At 68.3% G+C, this 20,400-nt stretch carries 19 protein-coding genes and 1 pseudogene; 4 read left to right on the forward strand and 16 right to left on the reverse strand.

Annotation, left to right across the window (positions count from 1 at the left end; all coding sequences use genetic code 11):
- The 10 genes from N800_RS12590 to N800_RS12635 form a co-directional block, all read right to left on the reverse strand.
- The coding region (locus N800_RS12590; protein WP_036139273.1) for a TPM domain-containing protein at nt 1–766 on the reverse strand (766 nt) is incomplete at its 3' end.
- Nucleotides 767–953: 187 nt separating this feature from the next.
- Nucleotides 954–1,604, reverse strand: a complete 651-nt coding sequence (locus N800_RS12595; protein ID WP_036139219.1) for a LemA family protein — start codon at nt 1,602–1,604, stop codon at nt 954–956.
- Between the two features lie 155 nt (nt 1,605–1,759).
- Complete coding sequence (locus N800_RS12600) at nt 1,760–2,494, reverse strand: TerC family protein (protein ID WP_036139222.1); 735 nt, start codon at nt 2,492–2,494, stop codon at nt 1,760–1,762.
- 34 nt (nt 2,495–2,528) lie between these two features.
- On the reverse strand, nt 2,529–2,909 hold the full coding sequence (locus tag N800_RS12605) for a diacylglycerol kinase (RefSeq protein WP_036139225.1): 381 nt from the start codon (nt 2,907–2,909) through the stop codon (nt 2,529–2,531).
- Nucleotides 2,910–3,012: 103 nt separating this feature from the next.
- A complete protein-coding gene (locus N800_RS12610; protein ID WP_036139228.1) occupies nt 3,013–4,077 on the reverse strand; it encodes an isoaspartyl peptidase/L-asparaginase family protein in 1,065 nt (354 codons plus the stop codon).
- A gap of 91 nt (nt 4,078–4,168) precedes the next feature.
- Nucleotides 4,169–5,401, reverse strand: a complete 1,233-nt coding sequence (locus N800_RS12615) for an ABC transporter permease (protein ID WP_036139230.1) — start codon at nt 5,399–5,401, stop codon at nt 4,169–4,171.
- Nucleotides 5,398–6,105, reverse strand: a complete 708-nt coding sequence (locus N800_RS12620; protein ID WP_036139233.1) for an ABC transporter ATP-binding protein — start codon at nt 6,103–6,105, stop codon at nt 5,398–5,400. The genes N800_RS12615 and N800_RS12620 overlap by 4 nt, the downstream gene beginning before the upstream one ends.
- Nucleotides 6,105–7,625 (reverse strand): efflux RND transporter periplasmic adaptor subunit, encoded by a 1,521-nt coding sequence (locus N800_RS12625; protein ID WP_052108227.1) that lies wholly within the window; start codon nt 7,623–7,625, stop codon nt 6,105–6,107. The genes N800_RS12620 and N800_RS12625 overlap by 1 nt, the downstream gene beginning before the upstream one ends.
- 93 nt (nt 7,626–7,718) lie before the next feature.
- Nucleotides 7,719–9,008 (reverse strand): sensor histidine kinase, encoded by a 1,290-nt coding sequence (locus N800_RS12630; protein ID WP_036139235.1) that lies wholly within the window; start codon nt 9,006–9,008, stop codon nt 7,719–7,721.
- A gap of 14 nt (nt 9,009–9,022) precedes the next feature.
- Complete coding sequence (locus N800_RS12635; protein WP_036139238.1) at nt 9,023–9,730, reverse strand: response regulator transcription factor; 708 nt, start codon at nt 9,728–9,730, stop codon at nt 9,023–9,025.
- Nucleotides 9,731–9,854: 124 nt separating this feature from the next.
- Here N800_RS12635 and N800_RS12640 point away from each other — a divergent pair, with 124 nt between their 5' ends.
- Nucleotides 9,855–10,193 carry a DMT family protein gene (locus tag N800_RS12640; RefSeq protein ID WP_036139241.1) on the forward strand — a complete coding sequence of 113 codons (339 nt, stop codon included), beginning with the start codon at nt 9,855–9,857 and terminating at the stop codon, nt 10,191–10,193.
- A gap of 32 nt (nt 10,194–10,225) precedes the next feature.
- Here the strand turns inward: N800_RS12640 and mazG are convergent, their stop codons facing one another.
- The 3 genes from mazG to nudE are packed head-to-tail and all read right to left on the reverse strand — an operon-like array spanning nt 10,226 to nt 12,427.
- Nucleotides 10,226–11,056 carry a nucleoside triphosphate pyrophosphohydrolase gene (gene mazG / locus N800_RS12645; RefSeq protein ID WP_084087635.1) on the reverse strand — a complete coding sequence of 277 codons (831 nt, stop codon included), beginning with the start codon at nt 11,054–11,056 and terminating at the stop codon, nt 10,226–10,228.
- On the reverse strand, nt 11,049–11,882 hold the full coding sequence (cysQ, locus tag N800_RS12650) for a 3'(2'),5'-bisphosphate nucleotidase CysQ (protein ID WP_036139244.1): 834 nt from the start codon (nt 11,880–11,882) through the stop codon (nt 11,049–11,051). Before cysQ ends, mazG begins: the two co-directional genes overlap by 8 nt.
- Nucleotides 11,879–12,427 (reverse strand): ADP compounds hydrolase NudE, encoded by a 549-nt coding sequence (nudE, locus tag N800_RS12655; RefSeq protein WP_036139247.1) that lies wholly within the window; start codon nt 12,425–12,427, stop codon nt 11,879–11,881. Before nudE ends, cysQ begins: the two co-directional genes overlap by 4 nt.
- A 71-nt stretch (nt 12,428–12,498) precedes the next feature.
- Between nudE and bioA the strand changes: the two genes are divergently transcribed.
- Together bioA and N800_RS12665 are read left to right on the forward strand one after the other, a co-directional pair.
- Nucleotides 12,499–13,968, forward strand: coding sequence for an adenosylmethionine--8-amino-7-oxononanoate transaminase (gene bioA, locus N800_RS12660; protein WP_036139251.1), 1,470 nt, complete (start codon nt 12,499–12,501; stop codon nt 13,966–13,968).
- Nucleotides 13,959–14,696, forward strand: a complete 738-nt coding sequence (locus N800_RS12665) for a 16S rRNA (uracil(1498)-N(3))-methyltransferase (protein WP_036139253.1) — start codon at nt 13,959–13,961, stop codon at nt 14,694–14,696. The genes bioA and N800_RS12665 overlap by 10 nt, the downstream gene beginning before the upstream one ends.
- A 21-nt stretch (nt 14,697–14,717) precedes the next feature.
- Here the strand turns inward: N800_RS12665 and N800_RS12670 are convergent, their stop codons facing one another.
- From N800_RS12670 to N800_RS16545, 3 genes are all read right to left on the reverse strand, one after another.
- A complete protein-coding gene (locus tag N800_RS12670; RefSeq protein WP_036139256.1) occupies nt 14,718–15,200 on the reverse strand; it encodes a chemotaxis protein CheW in 483 nt (160 codons plus the stop codon).
- Nucleotides 15,201–15,290: 90 nt separating this feature from the next.
- Nucleotides 15,291–16,859, reverse strand: a complete 1,569-nt coding sequence (locus N800_RS16355; protein ID WP_052108228.1) for a chemotaxis protein CheB — start codon at nt 16,857–16,859, stop codon at nt 15,291–15,293.
- Nucleotides 16,849–19,290: a response regulator gene (locus N800_RS16545; protein ID WP_425476518.1), complete on the reverse strand. Its 2,442-nt coding sequence runs from the start codon at nt 19,288–19,290 to the stop codon at nt 16,849–16,851. Before N800_RS16545 ends, N800_RS16355 begins: the two co-directional genes overlap by 11 nt.
- Nucleotides 19,291–19,595: 305 nt before the next feature.
- Here N800_RS16545 and N800_RS16550 point away from each other — a divergent pair.
- A pseudogene (locus N800_RS16550) lies at nt 19,596–20,198 on the forward strand (pentapeptide repeat-containing protein); the annotation flags it as partial.
- Nucleotides 20,199–20,400 lie beyond the last annotated feature (202 nt).

A 20,400-nucleotide genomic window follows, 5' to 3' on the forward strand; every position in this document is an offset into this window, starting at 1 on the left:
CCCAGCCGCCGCCAAACCCGCCCCAGCCGCTGTCGCGGGCATAGCGACCGGTCGACGCGCTGGCCAGGCCCATGAACAACCCCATCAGGGCCCCGATGCCGCCAACCAGCAGCAACGACGACATCAGCCACGCCACGCCACCCGCGGCGCCCCCACCGACGATGCCACGCACGAAACGCGGCGCGCGGCCAAACAGGCCTCGGGCCACCTGGGCAACGATGAAGGCCACGAACAGGGCGAAGATCCAGTCGCCGCCGCCTTTGCCGCCTTCGGATTGCGTATCCACCATCGGCGCCGGCAGCGGTTCGCCATCGATGAGCTTGACCAGCGCACCCGTTGCATCGGTGATGCCGCCGGCGTAATCGCCCGCACGAAACTTCGGTACCAGGTACTCCTGGATCACCCGCGCCGATGTCGCGTCGGGAATGGCGCCTTCAAGGCCGTAGCCCACCTCGATGCGTACGCGCCGGTCATCCTTGGCAACGACCAGCAGCACGCCATCGTCCACCTTCTGCCGCCCGAGCTTCCATTGGTCGAACACACGAACGCTGTATTGCGCGATGTCCTCGGGCTGCGTGGTCGGGACGACCAGCACCTGCAACTGGCTGCCCTTGCGCAGCTGCAGCGCCCGGGCCTGGGTTTCCAGCGCCTGGCGAGTGGCGGGATCCAGCGTACCGGTGGTGTCCACCACCGGCGAGTCGAGGGCCGGGATCGGTGCCAGCTGCTGCGCCGCTGCGACCAGTGGCGGCAGCAACGCAACCAGCATGGCCAGGACAACGCCAAACCAGCGGCCACGGCGTGCGACCTGCAACGGTGCGGCGGCCGCGATTGCCGTCATGGCAGGAGACATCGCGTACTCATGACCCGGCAATGCGCGCCCGTCCTGCCGGGAGGTCGGCACCCATCGTCCTGCCAATGCGCCGACCATGGCCTGCATGCATCCTCCGGGCAGATCAGCCGTTGGCCGGTGCCGGCTGCGTCGGCTGCGGCTGCTGTTGCTGTGGTTGTTGCTGCGGCGCCGGCTGGCCGAAATCCACCTTCGGCGCCTCCTGGATCTGCGCCTCGTTCTCCACGGCGAAGTTGGGCTTGACCTTGTAGCCGAACATCATCGCCACGAGGTTCTGCGGGAACGAGCGGATGTAGGTGTTGTAGTCCTGCACCGTCTCGATGTAGCGCTGGCGCTCGACGGTGATGCGGTTTTCGGTGCCTTCCAGCTGCGCCTGCAACTGCAGGAAGTTCTGGTCGGCCTTGAGCTGCGGGTAGTTCTCGGTGACCAGCAACAGGCGGCCGATGGCGCTCTGCAGGCCGGCCTGGGCTTCCTGGAACTGCTGCAGCGACGCCGGGTCATCGGCATTCACGTTGATGCTGCCCACCTTGGCGCGCGCTTCGGTCACCTGGGTTAGTACCTGCGCCTCGTGCGCGGCATAACCCCGCACGGTGGCCACCAGGTTGGGCACCAGGTCGGCGCGACGCTTGTAGACGTTCAGCACCTGCGACCAGGCCGCCTTCACCGCCTCGTCCTTCTGCTGGATGGTGTTGTAGCCACAGCCGCTGAGCATCAAGGTCAGCGACATCACGATCAGGGCCATCAGGATCCTGCGCATGGGTCGACTCCGTTCAGGGTAATGCAGCGCATTCCAGCACCGCCCGCGTTGGTATGCAATGAAGGCACGCGGACGAAAAAAGGGCTGGCCACAGGCCAGCCCTTCGCCGTTCGCTACGCCGGAAGCCGTCGGGCCCACCGGACGTGGCGCGATTCTCACTCCGGCAGGAGGCGACGCTGCGCGCGGCGCTTGGCCCACAGGTTGAGCACTTCAACCGCGGCGGAGAAGCCCATCGCGCCGTAGATGTAGCCCTTGCCGATGTGGACCTCGAAGCCGTCCAGCACCAGGTACGCACCCACCAGCACGATGAACGCCAGCGCCAGCATCTTGATGGTCGGATTGTTGTCGATGAAGTGGCCCAGCGGCTTGGCTGCCAGCAGCATCACCGCCACTGCCATCAGGATCGCAGCCACCATCACCGGGGTCTGGTTGGCCATGCCCACCGCCGCGATGACCGAGTCCAGCGAGAACACGATGTCGATCACCGCGATCTGCGCGATCACCAGGCCGAAGGAGGCCAGCGGCTTGGTGTGCACGTCCTCGGATTCGTCCTCGCCGATGATCAGGTCCTTGATCTCCATGCTGCCCTTCACCAGCAGGAACAGGCCGCCGACGATCAGCACCAGGTCGCGCACCGAGATGCCCTGGCCGAACAGCTGGAACAGGTCACTGGTCAGCCCCGCGAGCCAGGCCAGGGTCAACAGCAGCGCGATCCGGGTGATGCACGCCACCGCGATGCCGAACTTGCGCGCCTTCTCGCGCTGGTGCGGGGGCAGTTTGCTGACCGCGATGGAGATGAAGACGAGGTTGTCGATACCCAGCACGATCTCGATCGCGCTCAGGGTGATCAGGGTGATCCAGGTTTGCGGATCGGAAAGCAGTTCAATCACGGAGGGAATTCCAGCCAATCAATAATTCAGGAAATCAGAACAGGCGCGGCAACAGGATCAGGCCCCAGGTCAGCAGCACGTTCATCATCACGACGAACACCGCAGCCGAGCCCATGTCCTTGGCGCGCCCGGCCAACTCGTGGAACTCGGCGCCGTAGCGTTCGATCACCGCCTCCACGGCCGAGTTGAGCAGTTCCACGCTCAGCACCACCAGCATCGAGCCGATCAGCAGCACCTGCTCAACCGGGGTCTGGCCCAGCCACACGGCCAGCGGTGCGAGGACCACGAACAGGTAGACCTCAAGCCGGAAGGAGGACTCATGCAACCAGGCCGCCTCCAAACCCTGCATGGACCACTTGGCCGCCTTCAGGATGCGATCCGGGCGGCGGGGGAGGTGTCCGAACTCGTCTGCCATCGGGTCTGGGGATGTGAGGCCACGGGGGCGGAAGCCGCCAATTTTGCCACAAGGGTGTGACGGGCGCCGCCAGGCATCCTGCCGCCGGAGAGGAGCCGCCCGTTCAGTCCTCGTGGACCGCGGTTCCCCGCCTGCCGTCGGGACGGATCCAGCCACGGAACATGGAGCCGCTGTTGAACGGCATGGCGATGTTGCCGTCGCGGTCCAGCGCGATGGCGCCGCCATCGCCGCCCAAGGAGGGGACGATGCGGTTCACCACCTCTTCGGCCGCCGCCTGCAGGCTGTCGCCGCGATAGGCCACGCGCGCGCAGATGTCGTGCGCGACCGCGGCACGGATGTAGTACTCGCCCCATCCAGTACCGGAGACGCCACAGCGGTCATCAGCCCAGGTGCCGGCGCCGATGATCGGCGAGTCGCCGACGCGGCCGTAGCGTTTGTTGGTCATGCCGCCGGTGCTGGTCGCTGCGGCGATGTGGCCGTGCACGTCCAGCGCGACGGCGCCCACCGTGCCGAAATACTTGGGCGCGTCGTCCTCAAGGGGGCGATAGGCCGTCGGGTCCAGGCCCTTGCGCGCCTTTTCCGCCTCCTCGCGCTGCGCCTTCTCCAGGGCACGACGGCGGTGTCCGGTATCGAACCAGTTGTTGGGTACGCGCTCGATCTCCGGACGGGTATCGGCAAACGCCTCGGCACCGGCGCCGGCCAGCATCACGTGTGGGCTGTGCTCCATCACCGCGCGCGCCAGCTTGATCGGACTGCGCACGGTGGTCACGCCGGCCACGGCGCCCGCACGACGGGTGTGGCCTTCCATGATGGAAGCGTCCAGTTCATGGCCGCCCACTGCGTTGAAGACGGCCCCCTTACCCGCGTTGAATCGCGGCGACTCCTCCAGCACACGGACGGCCGCCTCGACGGCATCCAGGGCGGCACCGCCGGTGGACAGCACCTTGCTACCCGCATCCAGCGCCCGGTTGAGGGTGGCGTGGATGTCCTTGAGGTCGGCCGCGCTCAACGAATCCTTCGGCACGAAGCCGGCGCCACCGTGGATGACCAGCGCGGTCTTGGGTGCGGCGGTCGCGGGGCTGGGCGTGGAAGCTTGGGCGGTCACGGCGGCAAGCATCAGGGCGGCAGTGGTCAGCAGGCGCATGGCGGTGGTGAGAGTTGCAATCATCCTGACTTTACCCCGTTTCCCGTCAGCGAACCGGTACCACCTTTGTCCTCGCACGATGTCCGGGGAGGTGGAGGTGGGGTAGCGCCACGCCTCACTGCTGCCGCAGCGCCTCGATCGGGTCCAGCAGCGACGCCTTGCGCGCCGGGTAGTAGCCAAAGAACAGGCCCGTGGCGATGGAGAACCCCGCGGCCAGGCCGATGACCTGCGCGTTCAGCGCCACTGGCAGAGAACCAAACTTGCCCACCAGCAGGGCGCCACCGATGCCGATGACGATGCCAAGCGCACCGCCGATCAACGAGATCAGCATCGCCTCGGCGAGGAACTGGCGCCGGATGTCGCCGGGACCGGCCCCGACCGCCATGCGCAGGCCGATTTCGCGGATACGTTCGGTCACCGAGACCAGCATGATGTTCATGATGCCAATGCCGCCCACGATCAGCGAGATCGTCGCCACCGCGCCCAGCAACAGCGACATCAGGCGCGTGGTCTGGGTGCGCGTGGCCACCACCTCGGCGATGTTGCGCACGCTGAAGTCATCGTCTTCGCCTGGCTGGATGCGGTGCCGCTGGCGCAGCAGCGCTTCGATCTCGCCTTGGGCGTAGCCCACGTCCTCGGCGCGCTCCACGCCGATCGCGATGTCGCGCACCGCGCCCGCCGGCGCGCCGCTGGCACCCCTCAACCGCCGACGCGCGGTTTCCAGCGGCACCAGGATCACGTCGTCCTGGTCCTGACCGAATCCGCCCTGCCCCTTGGGGGCCAGTGTGCCGACCACGGTGAACGGCACGCGGCCCAGACGCACCGTCTGCCCCAGTGCATCCTCGTCGCCGAACAGCTCGCGGCGCACGGTCTCGCCCAGGATCACCGACTTGCCGCCGTTGTAGTCGCGCTGTTCGAAGCCGTCGCCGTTGGCCAGCGTCCAGGTGTTGATCGCGAAATAGTCGGCCTGCACTCCGAGCCACTGCGTGGACCAGTTGCTCTCGGCATACACCACCTGGGTGCCGCCGCGCAGCGAGGCGGCCACGTACTGCACTTCCGGCACCTCCTCGCGGATCGCCTTGGCGTCGTCTTCGCTGAGCGTGAAGCGGCTGCCCGCCGCCATGCGCGCGCCACCACCACCAAATCCACCGGCACCGAACACGTCCAGCCGGTTGGAGCCCAACCCCGAGACCAGCTTGTCGATCTCGCGCTGCGTGCCCTGTCCCACCGAAACCATGACGATGACGGCGGCGATGCCGATGATCACGCCCAGCGAGGTGAGCGCACTGCGCATCCAGTTTCCGCGCAGCGCATGGATGGCGGTGCGCACCACTTCCAGGCCGTTCACAGCGAACCTCCTTCGCTCAGCACGCCATCACGGATGACGAACGTGCGATTGGCCGCCGCGGCCACGTCGGGGTCGTGGGTGATCAGCACCACGGTGTGGCCGTCACGCTGCAGCTGCTTGAACAGGCGCAGAATCTCGTCGCCGGTGTGGGTGTCGAGCGCGCCGGTCGGCTCATCGGCGAGCAGGATCGGCGGACGGTTGATCAGCGCGCGGGCGATGGCCACACGCTGCTGCTGGCCACCGGACAACTCGCTGGGGCGATGCCCGGTTCGCCCGCCGAGCCCCACCGCCTCCAGTGCCGCCTGCGCGCGCCGCAGGCGCTCGGCGCGCGGCACGTTGGCATAGCCCATTGGCATGGCCACGTTCTCCAGCGCGCTCAATCGCGGTAGCAGGTTGAAGCCTTGGAAAACGAAGCCGATCTTGTCGCGGCGCAGGATGGCGCGCTCCTCGGCATCCAGTGTCGCCACGTCCACGCCGTCGCACAGGTAGGTGCCGGCACTGGGTTTGTCCAGGCAGCCGATGAGGTTCATCAGCGTGGACTTGCCCGACCCGGAGGGTCCGATGATGGCGACAAACTCGCCGCGGCGGACGGCCATGTCCGCGTCGCTGAGCGCGACCACCTCGGCTTCGGTGCCGGGGGCGTAGACCTTGCGCAGGTTGTGGGTGCGGATGACCACGTCATCGGCCGGCGCGACGGAAGGCATCACTTCGCCGACCGCCCACTGCCGGTAACCACGGTATCGCCCTCGGCGATGTCGCCCGAGACTTCGGTGAAGCTGCCGTCGCTGGCGCCCACGCGCACCGTTACCGGCTGGGGCTTGCCGTCCACCAGGCGGTACAGCGGGGCTCGACGCGCCGAAACCAGCGCGTTGATTTCGGCATCCCATTGCGCCTGCTGCTCGGGCGTCAGCTTGGCGCGGAAGCTCGCGAACTGCTGGCGGAACCGCTCCTGCATGCGCTGGCGCATCTGACCGCTGTTGCCACCACCCGCGGCACCACCACCGCCGCCCATGCGCATGCCGCCACCGAACAGCGTGCTGCCGCCGCCGCTGGACTGCTGCGGTGCGGCTGCGCGCGCGGCCATGCGCTCGCGCATCTGGCCCAGCGCGTCGTCGAATGCCTGCTGTTGCGCCGCATCCAGCTTGAGCTTTGCGGCCGCGCGCGGCAGATCATTGGCGGCCCCGCCACGCCCAGCGGCGCCCGATGCCTGCGTGGCGCCCGCCGTGTCATCCTCGGCCGGCTTGAAGCGCAGCGCCGCATTGGGCACGCGCAGCACGTCATCACGACGGCTGACCTCGATCTCGGCGTTGGCGGTCATGCCCGGCAACAGCGACTGGTCGGCATTGTCCACCGCGACCACCACCGGGTAGGTGATCACGTTGCTGGTGTTGGTCGCCGACAGCCGCACCTGCTGCACCTTGCCGCGGAACTGGCGATCGGGGAACGCGTCGACGGTGAAGCCCACGTCCAGCCCGCGCTTGACCTGGCCGATGTCGGCTTCGTCGATGGCCAGCACGATCTCCATCTTCGACAGGTCTTCTGCGATCTGGAACAGCACCGGCGCCTGCAGGCTGGCCGCCACGGTCTGGCCCGGTTCGATTGAACGCGTGAGCACCACGCCATCGACCGGCGAGCGGATCACCGCGCGCTGCAGATTCAACCGCGCGGTCTGGGTGGAGGCCACCTGCTGGCGGATCTGCGCCTGCGCCTGTGCGACCTGCGCGCGGGCCTGGTCGAGCGTGGCGCGCGCCTGGTCGACATCACCCTGCGACACCAGTTGCTGCTGTCCCAGGCTCGCCTTGCGCCGGTAGTCCACCTCTGCGTTGCGCAGCACGGCCTGCGCGGTGGCCAGCCCGGCGCGCGCGCTGTTGGCCGCGGCGTCGCCCTGCGCGATCTGCGCCTCGTAAGTACTGGGATCGATGCGGGCAATGACCTGATCCTTGGAGACGTGGTCGTTGTAGTCGACCAGCACGTCGATCACCTGACCGGAAATCTGGCTGCCCACGTCGACGGTGGAGATGGCCGCCAGCGTTCCCGTGGCTGAAATCGCCACGCGGATGTCGCCTTTTTCCACCTTGGCCGTGCGCCAGGCCGTTTCGTCCTGCGTGCCCCGGCCGCGCCAGGCCAGGATGCCGGCGGTGCCCACAGCCAGCACGACCAATGTAATGAGCCCGCGTCGGAGCCAGAAGGACGAAGGGGAGCGGGACGGCTTGGACTGGGCCACGAATGATCCGGATTCGACAAGAGTTGACTGCGGGAACGCGCAGGTGGGCCACGCGTTGACATGTCGATCCAGCTTACCGCCTGCGGGCAGGGTTCAGGCCCCGGATGCGCGGGCCAACGAGATCGTCGCGGTGGTGCCTTTGCCCGGCTCGCTGGCCAACGACACTGGCCAACCCATCCGCTCGCCCAGTCGGCGCACGATCGACAGGCCCACACCCTTGCCCTCGCCTTCCTGCAGGTTGGCCTTGTAGAAGGGATTGAACACTTGCGACAACACTTCGGGCGTCATGCCGATGCCCGTGTCGATGACGTCGATGCGATCCGGGGCGACCACCACGCGGATCGCGCCGGCGCCAGTGAACTGCACCGCATTGCCCAACAGGTTGCGCAGCATCAAGGCCAGCACGCTGGCCGGCGCATGCAGACGCGGGCCGCCTTCGTCGTCGACGGTGACCGTCACCGGACGGTCGCGCAACAGTGGACGGATGAGGTCGACTTCCTCGGCCACCACGTCGACCACATCGAAATCCTCGCTCTGCGCGTCAATCTCCGTCTCGCGCGCCAGCAGCATGAAGGCATCGATCGCGGCCTCCATGTCGCGGCCGGCGGCCTGCACGCGGGTCAGCGAGCGGCGCAGTGGCACGTCAAGATCTTCGCGGGCGAGCATCATGTCGGTGGACAGGCGCACCACCGTGAGTGGCGTGCGCAGTTCATGGCTGGCGTCGCGGGTGAAGTCACGCTCGCGGCGGACGAAGTCATGCACGCGACGGTTGAGATCGAGCAGGGCACCCGACAGGCGTCGCACTTCCACCCCAGCGTCGGGGGGCAAGCGCGCTACGTCGGCGACAAACGCGTCGGAATCACGCGGGTCCCAGGTTCGCACGCGCTCGGCCAGCCACGTCACCGGCACCACCAGCCGCTTTGAAATGCGGTAGGTGAGCCAGGACATGAGCCACATCGTCACCAGCGCCAGCACCAGCGCAGGCCCTGCCACCAGTCCTATCGCGCGCTTGAAATAGAGCGAACTGGAGATCAGGTACAGCGTGCCTTCGGGCCGGCGCTCGACCCGGGCAGCGCCGCCGGGAATGGCGTGCATCCCGGCTTGCAGCCCCTTGAGGCCGTCGGGCAGCGGCTCCGCCGGCGGGCCGGAGGCGGGAATGAAATAGCCGTGGAGCGTGCCCGCATAGGGAGTCCTTGCGCTGGCAGGATCCTGGGCATGGGCCGACCAGAAGCGCTTGGCCTCCATGGCCAACCGCTGCTCCTGCAGGCGCTGCGTACCCCACACTGCGGCGATCATGATGCCTGCGGCCAGCACCACGCTGCCCACCACCGCCTGCGCGATGAAGGCACGCTTGATCCTGCGTGGCAGCCCCTGTGTACTCACTCGCCTTCCGATGTTCAGGCGGGCTGGGATACGTCCGCCACGCGGTACCCGGCTGACTGCACGGTGTGCAGCAAGGGATTGTCGAACGGCTTGTCGATCGTCTTGCGCAGGTTGTACAGGTGGCTACGCAGGGTGTCGGAGTCCGGCAGGCTGTTGCCCCAGATCTCGCGCTCGATTTCCTGGCGGCTGACCACGCGCGGGGATTCGCGCATCAGGATGGTCAGCAGCTTCAGGCCGATCGGCGAGAGCTGCAGTTCAATGCCGCCGCGCGTCACCCGCAACGACGTCGGATCGAGCACGAGGTCGCCAACCTTCAACACCTCACCGCCCACCTGGCGGCGCTCACGGCGGATCAGGGCACGCAGGCGCGCTTCCAGTTCCTGCACCGCGAATGGCTTGGTCAGGTAGTCGTCGGCGCCCGCCGACAGGCCGGTCAGCTTCTCTTCCAGCGTGTCGCGCGAGGTCAGCATCAGCACCGGCGTCGATTTCCGCGCCTCCTCGCGCAGGCGCTTGCACACCTCCACGCCGTCCAGGCGCGGCAGCATCAGGTCCAGCACGATCACGTCGTAGCTGTTCTCCGACGCCAGGCGATAGCCGTCCAGGCCGTCCTGCGCGTAATCGACCTCGAAGCCGCGTCCTTCCAGGTACTCACCGACCATCTCGGAGATGTTGCGGTTGTCCTCGACGATCAGCACCAGGCCTCCGTCCTTCGTGTTCTGCATGGATCACCCCAAGTCTTCAGGTTTGTGAAGGGTGCCGGGGTGCGTGTTGAGGGGATGTGAAGCCGGCCACCGACAAGCTGACCGGCGATTAAACTGGCGCGCAATCCAACTACCGACATGGTCCATGCTCGAGCGATTCCTGCCAGTCCTGCTGCTCGTCGGCTCCAATGTCTTCATGACGTTCGCCTGGTACGGCCATCTGAGGTACAAGTCCTCGCCCCTGCTGTTGGCCATCGCCGCCAGCTGGGGCATTGCCCTGTTCGAATACTGCCTGATGGTGCCGGCCAACCGGATCGGGTCGATGGTGTACTCGGCGCCGCAGCTCAAGGGCATGCAGGAGGTGATCACCCTGCTCGTGTTCGCCGGGTTTTCGTCGTGGTACCTGGAGCAGCCGCTGAAGTGGAACCACTGGGCCGGGTTCGGCCTGATCGTGGTGGCGGCGTGGTTGATTTTCCTGGAGTGAGTCCGGCGGGACGCCCCTTGCGGCCCGCCCGGTCACTCGTCGCGCTTGACGCGTTCCCAGTAGGCGTCCTGCTCGTCCAGCGACAGGCCGGACAGGCCACCTCTTTCGGCCGCGGCCAGGGCCTCCATCGCGCGGAAGCGGCGCTCGAACTTGAGGTTGGCACGACGCAGCGCCGCGCCCACGTCCACCTTGCCGTGGCGGGCCACGTTGGCGGCAACGAACAATAGATCGCCGATTTCCTCTTCCAGCCGCGCATGGGCATCCGGCTCGCCGTTGGCGACGGCGGTGAACTCCGCACGCACCTCGTCGATCTCTTCGTGCAGCTTGGCCAGCACCGGGTCGATGCCGGGCCAGTCGAAACCGACGCTGGCCGCGCGCTTCTGCAGCTTCACCGCGCGCTGCCACTCGGGCAGGCCGCGGGCAATGCCAGCCAGAGCGGATTCGTCGACCTCCCCGCGAGCCGCGCGCTCCTGGCGCTTCTGCGCCTCCCACGCGGCGGTCTGCGCTTCCGCATCCTCGACGCTGGCGCCAGCGAAGACGTGTGGGTGGCGACGCACCATCTTGTCGTTGATCGCGGCCACCACGTCGGCAAAGGCGAAGGCGCCCTGCTCCTGTGCCATGCGCGCGTGGAACACCACCTGCAGCAGCAGGTCGCCCAACTCGTCGCGCAGTTCGGCCAGGTCGTGGCGGTCGATCGCGTCGGCCACCTCGTACGCCTCCTCGACCGTGTAGGGCGCGATGGTGGCGAAGGTCTGCTTCACGTCCCAGGGACAGCCGCGCTCGGGATCGCGCAGGCGCGCCATGATCGCCAGCAGCCCGTCGATCCCGTCGGGCAACTCGTGCACAGGGTCGTGCTCAGCCATCCAGCCACTCCCGCCACGGCAGCGCGAGATCGCCGATGGCGACGAAATCGCCGTTGAGCAGGGTGTCGCGCTGGTTGTAGCGGAACGGACGACCACGCGAATCCAGCACCGCGCCCCCGGCGCCCTCCAGCACGCATTGCGCCGCGGCGGTGTCCCACTCGCTGGTGGGGCCGAAACGTGGATAGATGTCCAGGCCGCCCTCGGCCACCCGGCAGAACTTCAGCGACGAGCCCAGGCCGATGGGCTCGATCGCGCCGTCGACGCTGGCTGCCATGCGCGCCATGAACGACTCGGTGCGGGCATCGCGGTGCGAGCGGCTGGCGGCCACCCGCAGCGGCGCCAGCGCCGGGGCGCGCACGCGCAGAGGCGTGTCGCGGTCACCCTCGCGGCGGAATGCGCCCGTCGCGGCGCTGCCGTACCACAGGTCGCCGGTCACCGGTGCCTGCACCACGCCGAACACCGCTTCACCATCATCGACCAAGGCGATGTTGACGGTGAACTCGCCGTTACGCTTGATGAACTCGCGGGTCCCGTCCAGCGGGTCCACCACCCACAGCCGCGACCAGCTGCGGCGGGTGGCGGTGGGCACTTCATGCGCCGACTCCTCCGACAGCACCGGGATGTCGGGGGTCAACGCCGCCAAACCGGCGACAATGCAGCGATGCGCGGCAAGGTCGGCCGCGGTCAGCGGCGAGCGATCGTCCTTGTGCTGGATCGCGAACTCGCTGTCATACACGCCCAGGACGGCGGTGGCCGCCTCGCGCGCGATCGCGATCACGCCTTCGCGCACCTCGGCCGGGATCCCGCCGGCAGGAAATGTCGTCATTGATGGTGCCTCAGCCACTCGCGGGCGATGAACAGCGCCGCGATGCTGCGGCCTTCGGAAAAATCCTCGCGCAGGATCAGCTCGTGCAGCGCGTCCAGTTTCCAAGGCACTTGCTCGAGCTCTTCCGGCTCGTCGCCAGGCAGGCGCTCGGGGTAGAGGTCACGGGCCAGCACCAGGTGCGCTTCGTGGCTCATGTAGGTGGGCGCCAGGGTCAACGAACGCAGGTGCACCAGCGTCCGTGCGCCGTAGCCGGCTTCTTCCTTCAATTCGCGGTCGGCGGCCTGCTCCGGCGTCTCGCCCTCGTCGATGCGGCCCTTCACCAACCCCAGTTCGTAGCGGTGCATGCCCGCGGCGTACTCACGCACCAGCAGCACGGTATCGTCGTCCAGCATCGGCACCACCACCACCGCGCCGTGGCCGCGCCCATGCAGGCGCTGGAACTGGCGGCGCTCGCCGTTGCTGAACTCCAGGTCCATGCGTTCCAGCCGGTACGGGCCGGCATCGACCTCGGTAATGCCATGGATGGTGGGCAGGCGGCGTGTCATGCGGCTGGACCCCGGTGCGTGCTGCCGCCCGCGGCGCAGCGCGCCACGGCGTCAGGGCCGATAATGTGGAGATGAGCAAGACGAATCACGATACGCAGATGCTAGCAGACCCGATTGCGGCAGCCGCGCTGGAAGCCGACGCGGCACGCTGGCGCGAACGCGACCTGGCGGTGCTGTGGCACCCCTGCACGCAGATGCGCGAACACCCGGGCACCTTGCCCCTGCTTCCCATCGCACGTGGCGAGGGCGCATGGCTGGTGGGTCGCGATGGCCGTCGGTACCTGGACGCGATCTCCAGCTGGTGGACCAACCTGTTCGGCCACGCGGAGCCGCGATTGGCGGCCGCGATCGCCACCCAGGCGCAGACACTGGAACACGTGATCCTGGCGGGCTGCTCGCATGCGCCGGCGGTGGAGCTGGCCGAGCGCCTGCTGGCGGTGGCACCACGCCAGGCCGGACGGGCCCCGCTGGCCAAGGTGTTCTATGCCGACAACGGCTCGGCCGGGGTCGAAGTGGCACTGAAGATGGCCTTCCACTGGTTCCGCAACCGCGGCGACGAGCGCCGCACCAAGTTCATCGCGCTGGAGAACGGCTATCACGGTGAAACGATTGGTGCTCTGTCGGTGGGCGACATTCCGCTGTATCGGCGGGTGTACGCGCCGCTGCTCACCGAGGCGCTGTTCGCGCCCTCGCCAGACGCCTACCTGTGCGAACCCGGCGAGTCGCCCGCTGACCGCGCACAACGTGCCGCCGAGGCGCTGCGCACCCTGCTGGAACAGCATGCCGGTGAGGTCTGCGCCCTCATCCTGGAGCCGCGCCTGCAGTGCGCCGGCGGCATGCGCATGCACGATCCCCTGTACCTGACGCTGGCCCGGGCGCTGTGCGACGAGTTCGGGGTGTTCCTCATCGCCGACGAGATCGCGGTGGGCTTCGGCCGCACGGGCACGCTGTTCGCCTGCGAGCAGGCACCCGCGCCGGAGGGTACGGGCACGGCTGGCATCCAACCGGACTTCATGTGCCTGTCCAAGGGCCTCACCGGCGGCGCCCTGCCGCTGGCAGCGGTGCTGACCACCGATCGCGTATACGAGGGCTTCCTCGACGATTCTCGCGAACGCGCCTTCCTGCATTCACACAGCTACACCGGCAACCCGTTGGCTTGCGCGGCAGCGCTGGCGTCGCTCGACATCTTCGAACGCGATGACGTGATCGTGCGAAATCGTGCCACCGCCGCCACGATGGCGAGGCACGCGGCATCGTTCGCAGACCACCCGAACGTGGCCGACGTGCGCCAGGCCGGCATGGTCGTGGCCTTCGAGTTGACCCGAGGCGGCAATCGCACGATGCCGTTCGACCCGGCCGCGCGGGTGGGCCTGCACGCGTACCGCGCCGCGTTGGAACACGGCGTGCTGCTGCGCCCCCTCGGCGACGTGCTGTACTGGATGCCGCCCTACTGCATCGACGACGAGGCATTGGCGCATCTGGCCACCACCACGCGCACGGCCATCGACCGTGCCCTCCAGGAGTCCCGCGCATGCGCCTGACCCGCGTCCACGTCGACCTGCCCCTGGTTGAAGGCCAGGAACTGGACCTGCCCGAAGGCCCCGCCGCCCACTTGGGCCGCGTGTTGCGCCTGGGCGTGGGGGATGCCTGCGTGCTGTTCAATGGCGATGGCCACGACTATCACGCTTGCGTGGTTGCGGCGGGCAAGCGCGACCTGCGGGTGGCCATCGGCGCCGCACGGCCGGTGGCAAACGAATCCCCGCTGTCGATCACACTGCTGCAGGGCATCGCGCGCGGCGAGAAGATGGACCTGATCCTGCAGAAGGCCACGGAACTCGGCATCACCGCGGTCCACCCGCTGCATTCGCAACGCAGCGAGGTGAAGCTGGACGAGGCGCGCGGGGCCAAGCGGCTGGCGCACTGGCAGTCGGTGGTGACTTCCGCATGCGAACAGAGCGGGCGTGCGGTGGTGCCGCGCGTATCCCCACCAGACCCGTTGCAGGCCGCGATACGCAGCCTGCCCGACGGCGGATTGCGCCTGATCCTGGACCCCGAGGCTACCGCGACCTGCGCAACGCTCGCATGGTCTCCGGGTGTGCCGGTGGTGCTGGCGGTGGGCCCGGAGGGCGGCTGGTCGCCCCTGGACCGCGAGCAACTGCTGTCCGGTGGTTTCAGCGGCGTGCGGCTGGGGCCGCGCATCTTGCGTACGGAAACGGCCGGCCTGGCGGCGATTGCCGCCCTGCAGTCACGGTTCGGCGATCTCGCCTGAGCTGGCCCGGCGTGCCGCGGCTCAGGCCGCGGTGGCGAGCGCCTGGTTGATCAGATGCTCGATGCCCTCGAGGTCGGGCACCAGGGCGGCGTCCTCGTTGAGGTGCACACGCGCCTGGATGCCCGCGGGCAGGCCTTCCTGGTCGGCATCGGCGGTCAGCGCGGCAGCGGCCACGGTCACCAGACGCGGGAAGCCCTGGGTCAGCAGCGCGAAGTACGGTGCGCGCGGATTGCCGCCCATCGCCTTCAGCACCACCACCTTGGAACCCAGTTCGGCATTCTCGCGGGCGATGCCGGCCATGTCGGCGAACGCCACCAGCGGCAGTTGCCAGCCACGCCAGCGCATGCGCCCGAGCAGCCAACCCGGCGCACCTTCCACCGGATCGGGCTGCGCGTACGACAGCACCTCGGCGATGGTGGCGTTGGGCAGCAGCAGGCGGCCGCCCGCGGTCTGGATCAACACGCCGCGGATGTCGTTCTGCGGAGAGGTCTGGGCTTCGCTCATGTCAGGCTCCGCCACGCGCGGAGGTGGCCGCGCGGCGATGGGCGCGGGCGACGGGCGCCCGACGGAATTCAGGGGTCGGGGACATCATGCTCAGCCCCCGCGTTGCCAGTGGGCGACCAGTCGGGCCCCCATCTCGGCGGGCTTGGCCACCGCGCCGCCACGGGCGGCCAGCTCGGTCACCGCCGCTGCGTCGTAACAGCCATCGCTGTTCTGGGCAACGACCAGGCCACCGTTCCAGCCGAAGCTCAAGGCGGCGTCGACGCGTGCGGGGTCGCTGCCGCTCAACATGAGCACGGCGCTGTCGGCCGCCGGGAGTGCCGCCAACACGTCGTTGCCGCCCTCCTCGAACACCAGGCCGTCCCCTGAGCCGTTCACGCCGACGGTATCGGGCACGATGTAGACGCCGCCCTGCTCCACCCGCTGCCCGACCTCGGCCAGCTTGACGGGCAAGGTGGTGGCGCGCTGCATCTGCGCCACGAGGCGGTCGTAGCGCGCACCGTCCAGACGCTGCTGCACGAGCACAGGCCGTACGAAGTCGGCAGGCAGGCTACCCAGCAACTGGCGCACGGCATCCGGGCCGCCGATGCCGGCCATCACCAGTACGGCGCCGCGCACCTTCTCGGGGCCCCGCACGGGCGTCTCATCGACGAGGCTCATCGACGCGATGCGCAGTTCCAGCGAGGCCAGATCGTTGCTGAAGCGGTCTTCCGCCGAGGTGGCGGTCGGCTCCGGTTCCGTCACGAAGGCCTGCTCCGCCCAGCGCTCGGCGAGCGCCGGCGCGGGAGGCGTGTCGAACGCCTCGGCCGCAACCGGGTCGAAGGCGCTGAAATCCAGCGCGGCAACGCCGGCGTCGGCGGCGGCCTGCTCGACGACGGGCGTCGATGGGGTGTCTTCCAACGACAGGGTCAGGTCGTACGCCTCAAGTCCGGCCGGCGCCACGCTGGGAGCGGCGGGCGTGACGGCAGGAACATCAGCCGGGCCTGGATCCAGCGTCCAGGCCATCGAAGATGCAAACGTGGTGTGCGCCGGCTCGACCGCAGGCTCGACGACCGGCTCCCCTGGGAGGGCTTCCAGCACCGGCTCGGCGACCACGTCGAAGGTCTGGCTGATCGAGAAAGTGGTGAACGGCGCTTCCGGTTCGGGCAACGCGATCTGGGCCGGACTTGGCGTCGCGGCTTGCACCGGGGTCTGTTCTGCTGTCGGCGTCGGTGCAGGCGCGGCCGGAGCAACTGCTGCCGGCGTCGGTGTCGACACGGTTGGGGCGATCGCAGCGGGGCCCTGCGAAGGCACGTGCACATCGCCCCCTTGCGCCGGAGGCAGCACGTTGCCGTGCCCCTGCAGCTTGGCCAGCAGGTGGCGACGCCAGCGCGCGGCATCCCAGCCCTCGCGCGCAACCACCAGAGAGGCCTCTTCGTAGATCACGTCGACCGCGGGCGCATGGAGCGCAGCGTCGAGCCGCTCCAATGCGTCCTCGGTAGGCGCATCCAAGGCGACCAGCAGCGTATCCGGCTGCGCGCCGAGCACCGTGGCCACATCCACCTGAGTGGGATCTGCCCGCAACACCAGTTCCACGCCGGCATCGCCCAGCACTTCGGCCAGCCGGTCATTGGCCGCGCCGGGCCGTGACAACAGGGCAACGCGTTTGGCCTTACTGCTCATGGCGCGGGTTGACCCCCAGCAGTTCATGCACGTTGCGCAACAGTTCCGGCTCCTGGTACGGCTTGCCGAGGTAGCGGTTCACGCCGATTTCGAACGCGCGCTCGCGGTGCTTCTCGCCCGTACGCGAGGTGATCATGATGATCGGCACGTTGCGCAGGCGCGGATCGGCCTTCATCGCCGTGGCCAGCTCGTAGCCGTCCATGCGCGGCATCTCGATGTCGAGCAGCATCAGGTCGGGGACGATTTCCGCCATGCGCTCCAGCGCATCCAGGCCGTCCTTCGCGGTGGCGACTTCGAAGTTGGCACGCTCCAGCACGCGACCGGTGACCTTGCGCATGGTGATCGAGTCGTCGACCACCATGACCAGCGGCACGCGGCGATGTTCGATCATCGGCACGACCGTCTCGACATCGCGCGGCAGGGTCGCCTGGCGACGCACCAGCGGTGCGACGTCGAGGATCACGACCACGCTGCCGTCACCCATGATGGTCGCGCCGAAGATGCCCGGGATGGACGCAACCTGTGGGCCGACCGGCTTCACCACGATTTCGCGGTTGCCCACGATCTGGTCGATGGTGACTGCAGCGCGCAGATCACCCGCGCGGATCAGCAGCAGCGGCATCTGCAGGTGACCCTCGGCCTTGGCAGGCGCGTGGCCGACGAGCTGGCCCAGGTCATGGAGGGCGTAGTCCTCGCCGCCATAGCGGTAGGTCACGTCAGCGTTGCCCAGTTGCTCGCGGGCGATGCGGCCCACGCCGCGCACCGATGCAATCGGCACGGCGAAGGTCGTTTCGCCGATCTTGACGAACACCGCCTGGGTGACCGCCAGCGTCTGCGGCAGGCGCAGGGTGAAATGCGTGCCCTTGCCGGGAACGGAGTGGATGTCCAGCGTGCCGCCGAGCTGGCGTACTTCGCTGGCCACCACGTCCATGCCCACGCCGCGGCCGGCCAGCTTGCTGACCTCGGTAGCGGTGGAGAAGCCCGGTTCCAGGATCAGCTGGTCCAGCACGGCGTCGGAGAGCACCGCATCCGGCCGGACGAGGCCACGCTCTTCGCCGCGGCGACGGATGGCGGCGCGGTCGAGGCCGCGGCCATCGTCCGACACCGCGATCACGACTTCGGAGCCTTCGCGGTGCAGGGCGATGCGGATCGCGCCCTCGTCCGCCTTGCCAGCTTTGCGGCGGTCCTCCGGCTTTTCCAGGCCGTGCGCGACTGAATTGCGGAGCATGTGCTCCAGCGGCGCGGTCATGCGCTCCAGTACGTTGCGGTCCAGTTCGCCGTGGGTGCCTTCCAGCTTGAGCTGCACCTGCTTGCCCAGCTCGCCGGAGGCCTGGCGGACCACGCGGCGCAGGCGCGGCAGCAGGCCATCGAACGGCACCATGCGGGTGCGCATCAGGCCTTCCTGCAGCTCCGAGCTCACGCGCGACTGCTGCAGCAGCAAGGTTTCGTACTGGCGGGTCAGGTCGTCGAGCGTGCCCTGCAGGCTGGTCTGGTCGGCGGCGGACTCGGCCAGCGCGCGCGACAGCTGCTGCAGGGTGGAGAAACGGTCCAGCTCCAGCGGGTCGAAGGTGGCGTCGACGGTGTCTTCGCGCTGGTAGCGCGCGACGATCTGCGCTTCGGTCTCGATCTCCAGGCGGCGCAACTGGTCGCGCACGCGCAGGTTGGTCTGCTCCATCTCCGCGATCGCAGTGCGGAACGCGCCCAGCTGCTGCTCCAGGCGGGCGCGGTAGATGGCGACCTCACCGGCGTAGTTGACCAGGCGGTCCAGCAGGTCGGCGCGGATGCGCACCTGTTCCTGCGGCGCGCGGATGCCGATGTCCTCGTCGTCCAGTGCCGTGGCTTCGGCCAACGGCGCCGACAACGGCTTGAGCTCCGCGGAAACGTGCTCGGGCAGCTCCATCGTGGCGTCGTTGGCGCTGGCGAGCGCCTCGGCAGCGACGGGCACGGATGCCAGCGTCGCGGCCGTGGCCGCTGCGAACGGGATCTCGTCGCCGCGGGCACGTGCTTCAAACTGGGCGATCAAGGCCTCGGGCATCGCGATCGCGCGGCGCTCGCCGACGCGGGTGATCATGGTGTGCAGGCGATCGAAGCCGCGCTCCAACAGCGGCACGCCCTCGCGCCCGAGCTCGCGACGGTTCTCCACCACGGCTTCCAGCAGCGATTCCATCACGTGGCCGAGGTCGCCCACGGCCATGATGCCCGCCATGCGCGCGCCACCCTTGAGGGTGTGCAGGTCGCGCTGCAGGCCGACCAGGGTTTCGCGATCGGTCGGCGTCTCGCGCAGCTGGGCCAACAGGCGGTCGGAGTGGTCGAGCAGGTCAACGCCTTCCTCGACGAAGATATCGACCAGCTCCGGGTCCAGATCCGTGAGATCCAGCGCCTGGTCCGGATCGACGCTCTCGGCGAGCGCATTGGCCAGCAGTGCCGCCACGGCCGGGTGCGGCTCGAGTTCGACAGCGGCGGTTGCCGGCGACGCGGGTTCGGGTGAGGCTTCGCTTTCCGCGAGTTCTGTCGCGACGATATCCAGCGTTTCCGCAGCTTCGAGCCCGGCCTCGGCGACCGACTCGGGTGCGGTGAGGCGATCAAGCGCTTCGAACTCCAAACGTTCGGCTTCGAGGCGTTCGGCCTCGAGACGTTCGGCCTCGAGACGTTCGGCCTCGAGACGCTCGGCCTCGAGACGCTCGACTTCGAGACGCTCGGCTTCGAGACGTTCGGCTTCGAGACGTTCGGCTTCGAGACGTTCGGCTTCGAGACGTTCGGCTTCGAGACGTTCGGCTTCGAGACGTTCGGCTTCGAGACGTTCGGCTTCGAGACGTTCGGCTTCGAGACGTTCGGCTTCGAGACGTTCGGCTTCGAGACGTTCGGCTTCGAGACGTTCGGCTTCGAGACGTTCGGCTTCGAGACGTTCGGCTTCGAGACGTTCGGCTTCGAGACGTTCGGCTTCGAGACGTTCGGCTTCGAGACGTTCGGCTTCGAGACGTTCGGCTTCGAGACGTTCGGCTTCGAGACGTTCGGCTTCGAGACGTTCGGCTTCGAGACGTTCGGCTTCGAGACGTTCGGCTTCGAGACGTTCGGCTTCGAGACGTTCGGCCTCGAGGCGTTCGGCTTCGAGGCGTTTGCTTTCCAGACGCTCGGCTTCGAGGCGTTCGGCTTCGAGGCGTTCGGCCTCGAGACGCTCAGCTTCGAGACGCTCAGCTTCGAGACGCTCAGCTTCGAGACGCTCAGCTTCGAGACGTTCAGCTTCGAGGCGTTCGCTTTCCAGACGCTCGGCTTCGAGGCGTTCGGCTTCGAGACTTTCAGCTTCGCGATGTTCGAGCTCAGTCGAAGCGTTCTCGCTGAGGAACTCGGAAAGGTCCATGGCCATGACAGGCGCAACGGGCGCCGCTGCGGGCAGCTCGATCGCCTCGACGTCCATCGCGGGCTCGTCGTCCACCAGCGAGAACTGCGCCTCCGGGAGGCTGTCGCGCAATTGGGCGACGCGGTCGGCCAGGCCTTCGAACAACGGCACGCGCGGCGCCTCTGTCTGCAGGGACGCCATGGT

It is taken from the genome of Lysobacter daejeonensis GH1-9 (assembly GCF_000768355.1).
GTDB classification, from domain to species: Bacteria; Pseudomonadota; Gammaproteobacteria; order Xanthomonadales; family Xanthomonadaceae; genus Aerolutibacter; species Aerolutibacter daejeonensis.

Coding starts and splice junctions, on each gene's coding strand:
- N800_RS12640 (WP_036139241.1), top strand. CDS start 9,855: ATGCTCGAGCGATTCCTGCCAGTCCTGCTGCTCGTCGGCTCCAATGTC.
- N800_RS12670 (WP_036139256.1), bottom strand. CDS start 15,200: ATGAGCGAAGCCCAGACCTCTCCGCAGAACGACATCCGCGGCGTGTTG.
- N800_RS12605 (WP_036139225.1), bottom strand. CDS start 2,909: ATGGCAGACGAGTTCGGACACCTCCCCCGCCGCCCGGATCGCATCCTG.
- mazG (WP_084087635.1), bottom strand. CDS start 11,056: ATGGCTGAGCACGACCCTGTGCACGAGTTGCCCGACGGGATCGACGGG.
- cysQ (WP_036139244.1), bottom strand. CDS start 11,882: ATGACGACATTTCCTGCCGGCGGGATCCCGGCCGAGGTGCGCGAAGGC.
- bioA (WP_036139251.1), top strand. CDS start 12,499: ATGAGCAAGACGAATCACGATACGCAGATGCTAGCAGACCCGATTGCG.
- N800_RS12620 (WP_036139233.1), bottom strand. CDS start 6,105: ATGCCTTCCGTCGCGCCGGCCGATGACGTGGTCATCCGCACCCACAAC.
- N800_RS16355 (WP_052108228.1), bottom strand. CDS start 16,859: ATGAGCAGTAAGGCCAAACGCGTTGCCCTGTTGTCACGGCCCGGCGCG.
- N800_RS12635 (WP_036139238.1), bottom strand. CDS start 9,730: ATGCAGAACACGAAGGACGGAGGCCTGGTGCTGATCGTCGAGGACAAC.
- N800_RS12665 (WP_036139253.1), top strand. CDS start 13,959: ATGCGCCTGACCCGCGTCCACGTCGACCTGCCCCTGGTTGAAGGCCAG.
- nudE (WP_036139247.1), bottom strand. CDS start 12,427: ATGACACGCCGCCTGCCCACCATCCATGGCATTACCGAGGTCGATGCC.
- N800_RS12595 (WP_036139219.1), bottom strand. CDS start 1,604: ATGCGCAGGATCCTGATGGCCCTGATCGTGATGTCGCTGACCTTGATG.
- N800_RS12610 (WP_036139228.1), bottom strand. CDS start 4,077: ATGATTGCAACTCTCACCACCGCCATGCGCCTGCTGACCACTGCCGCC.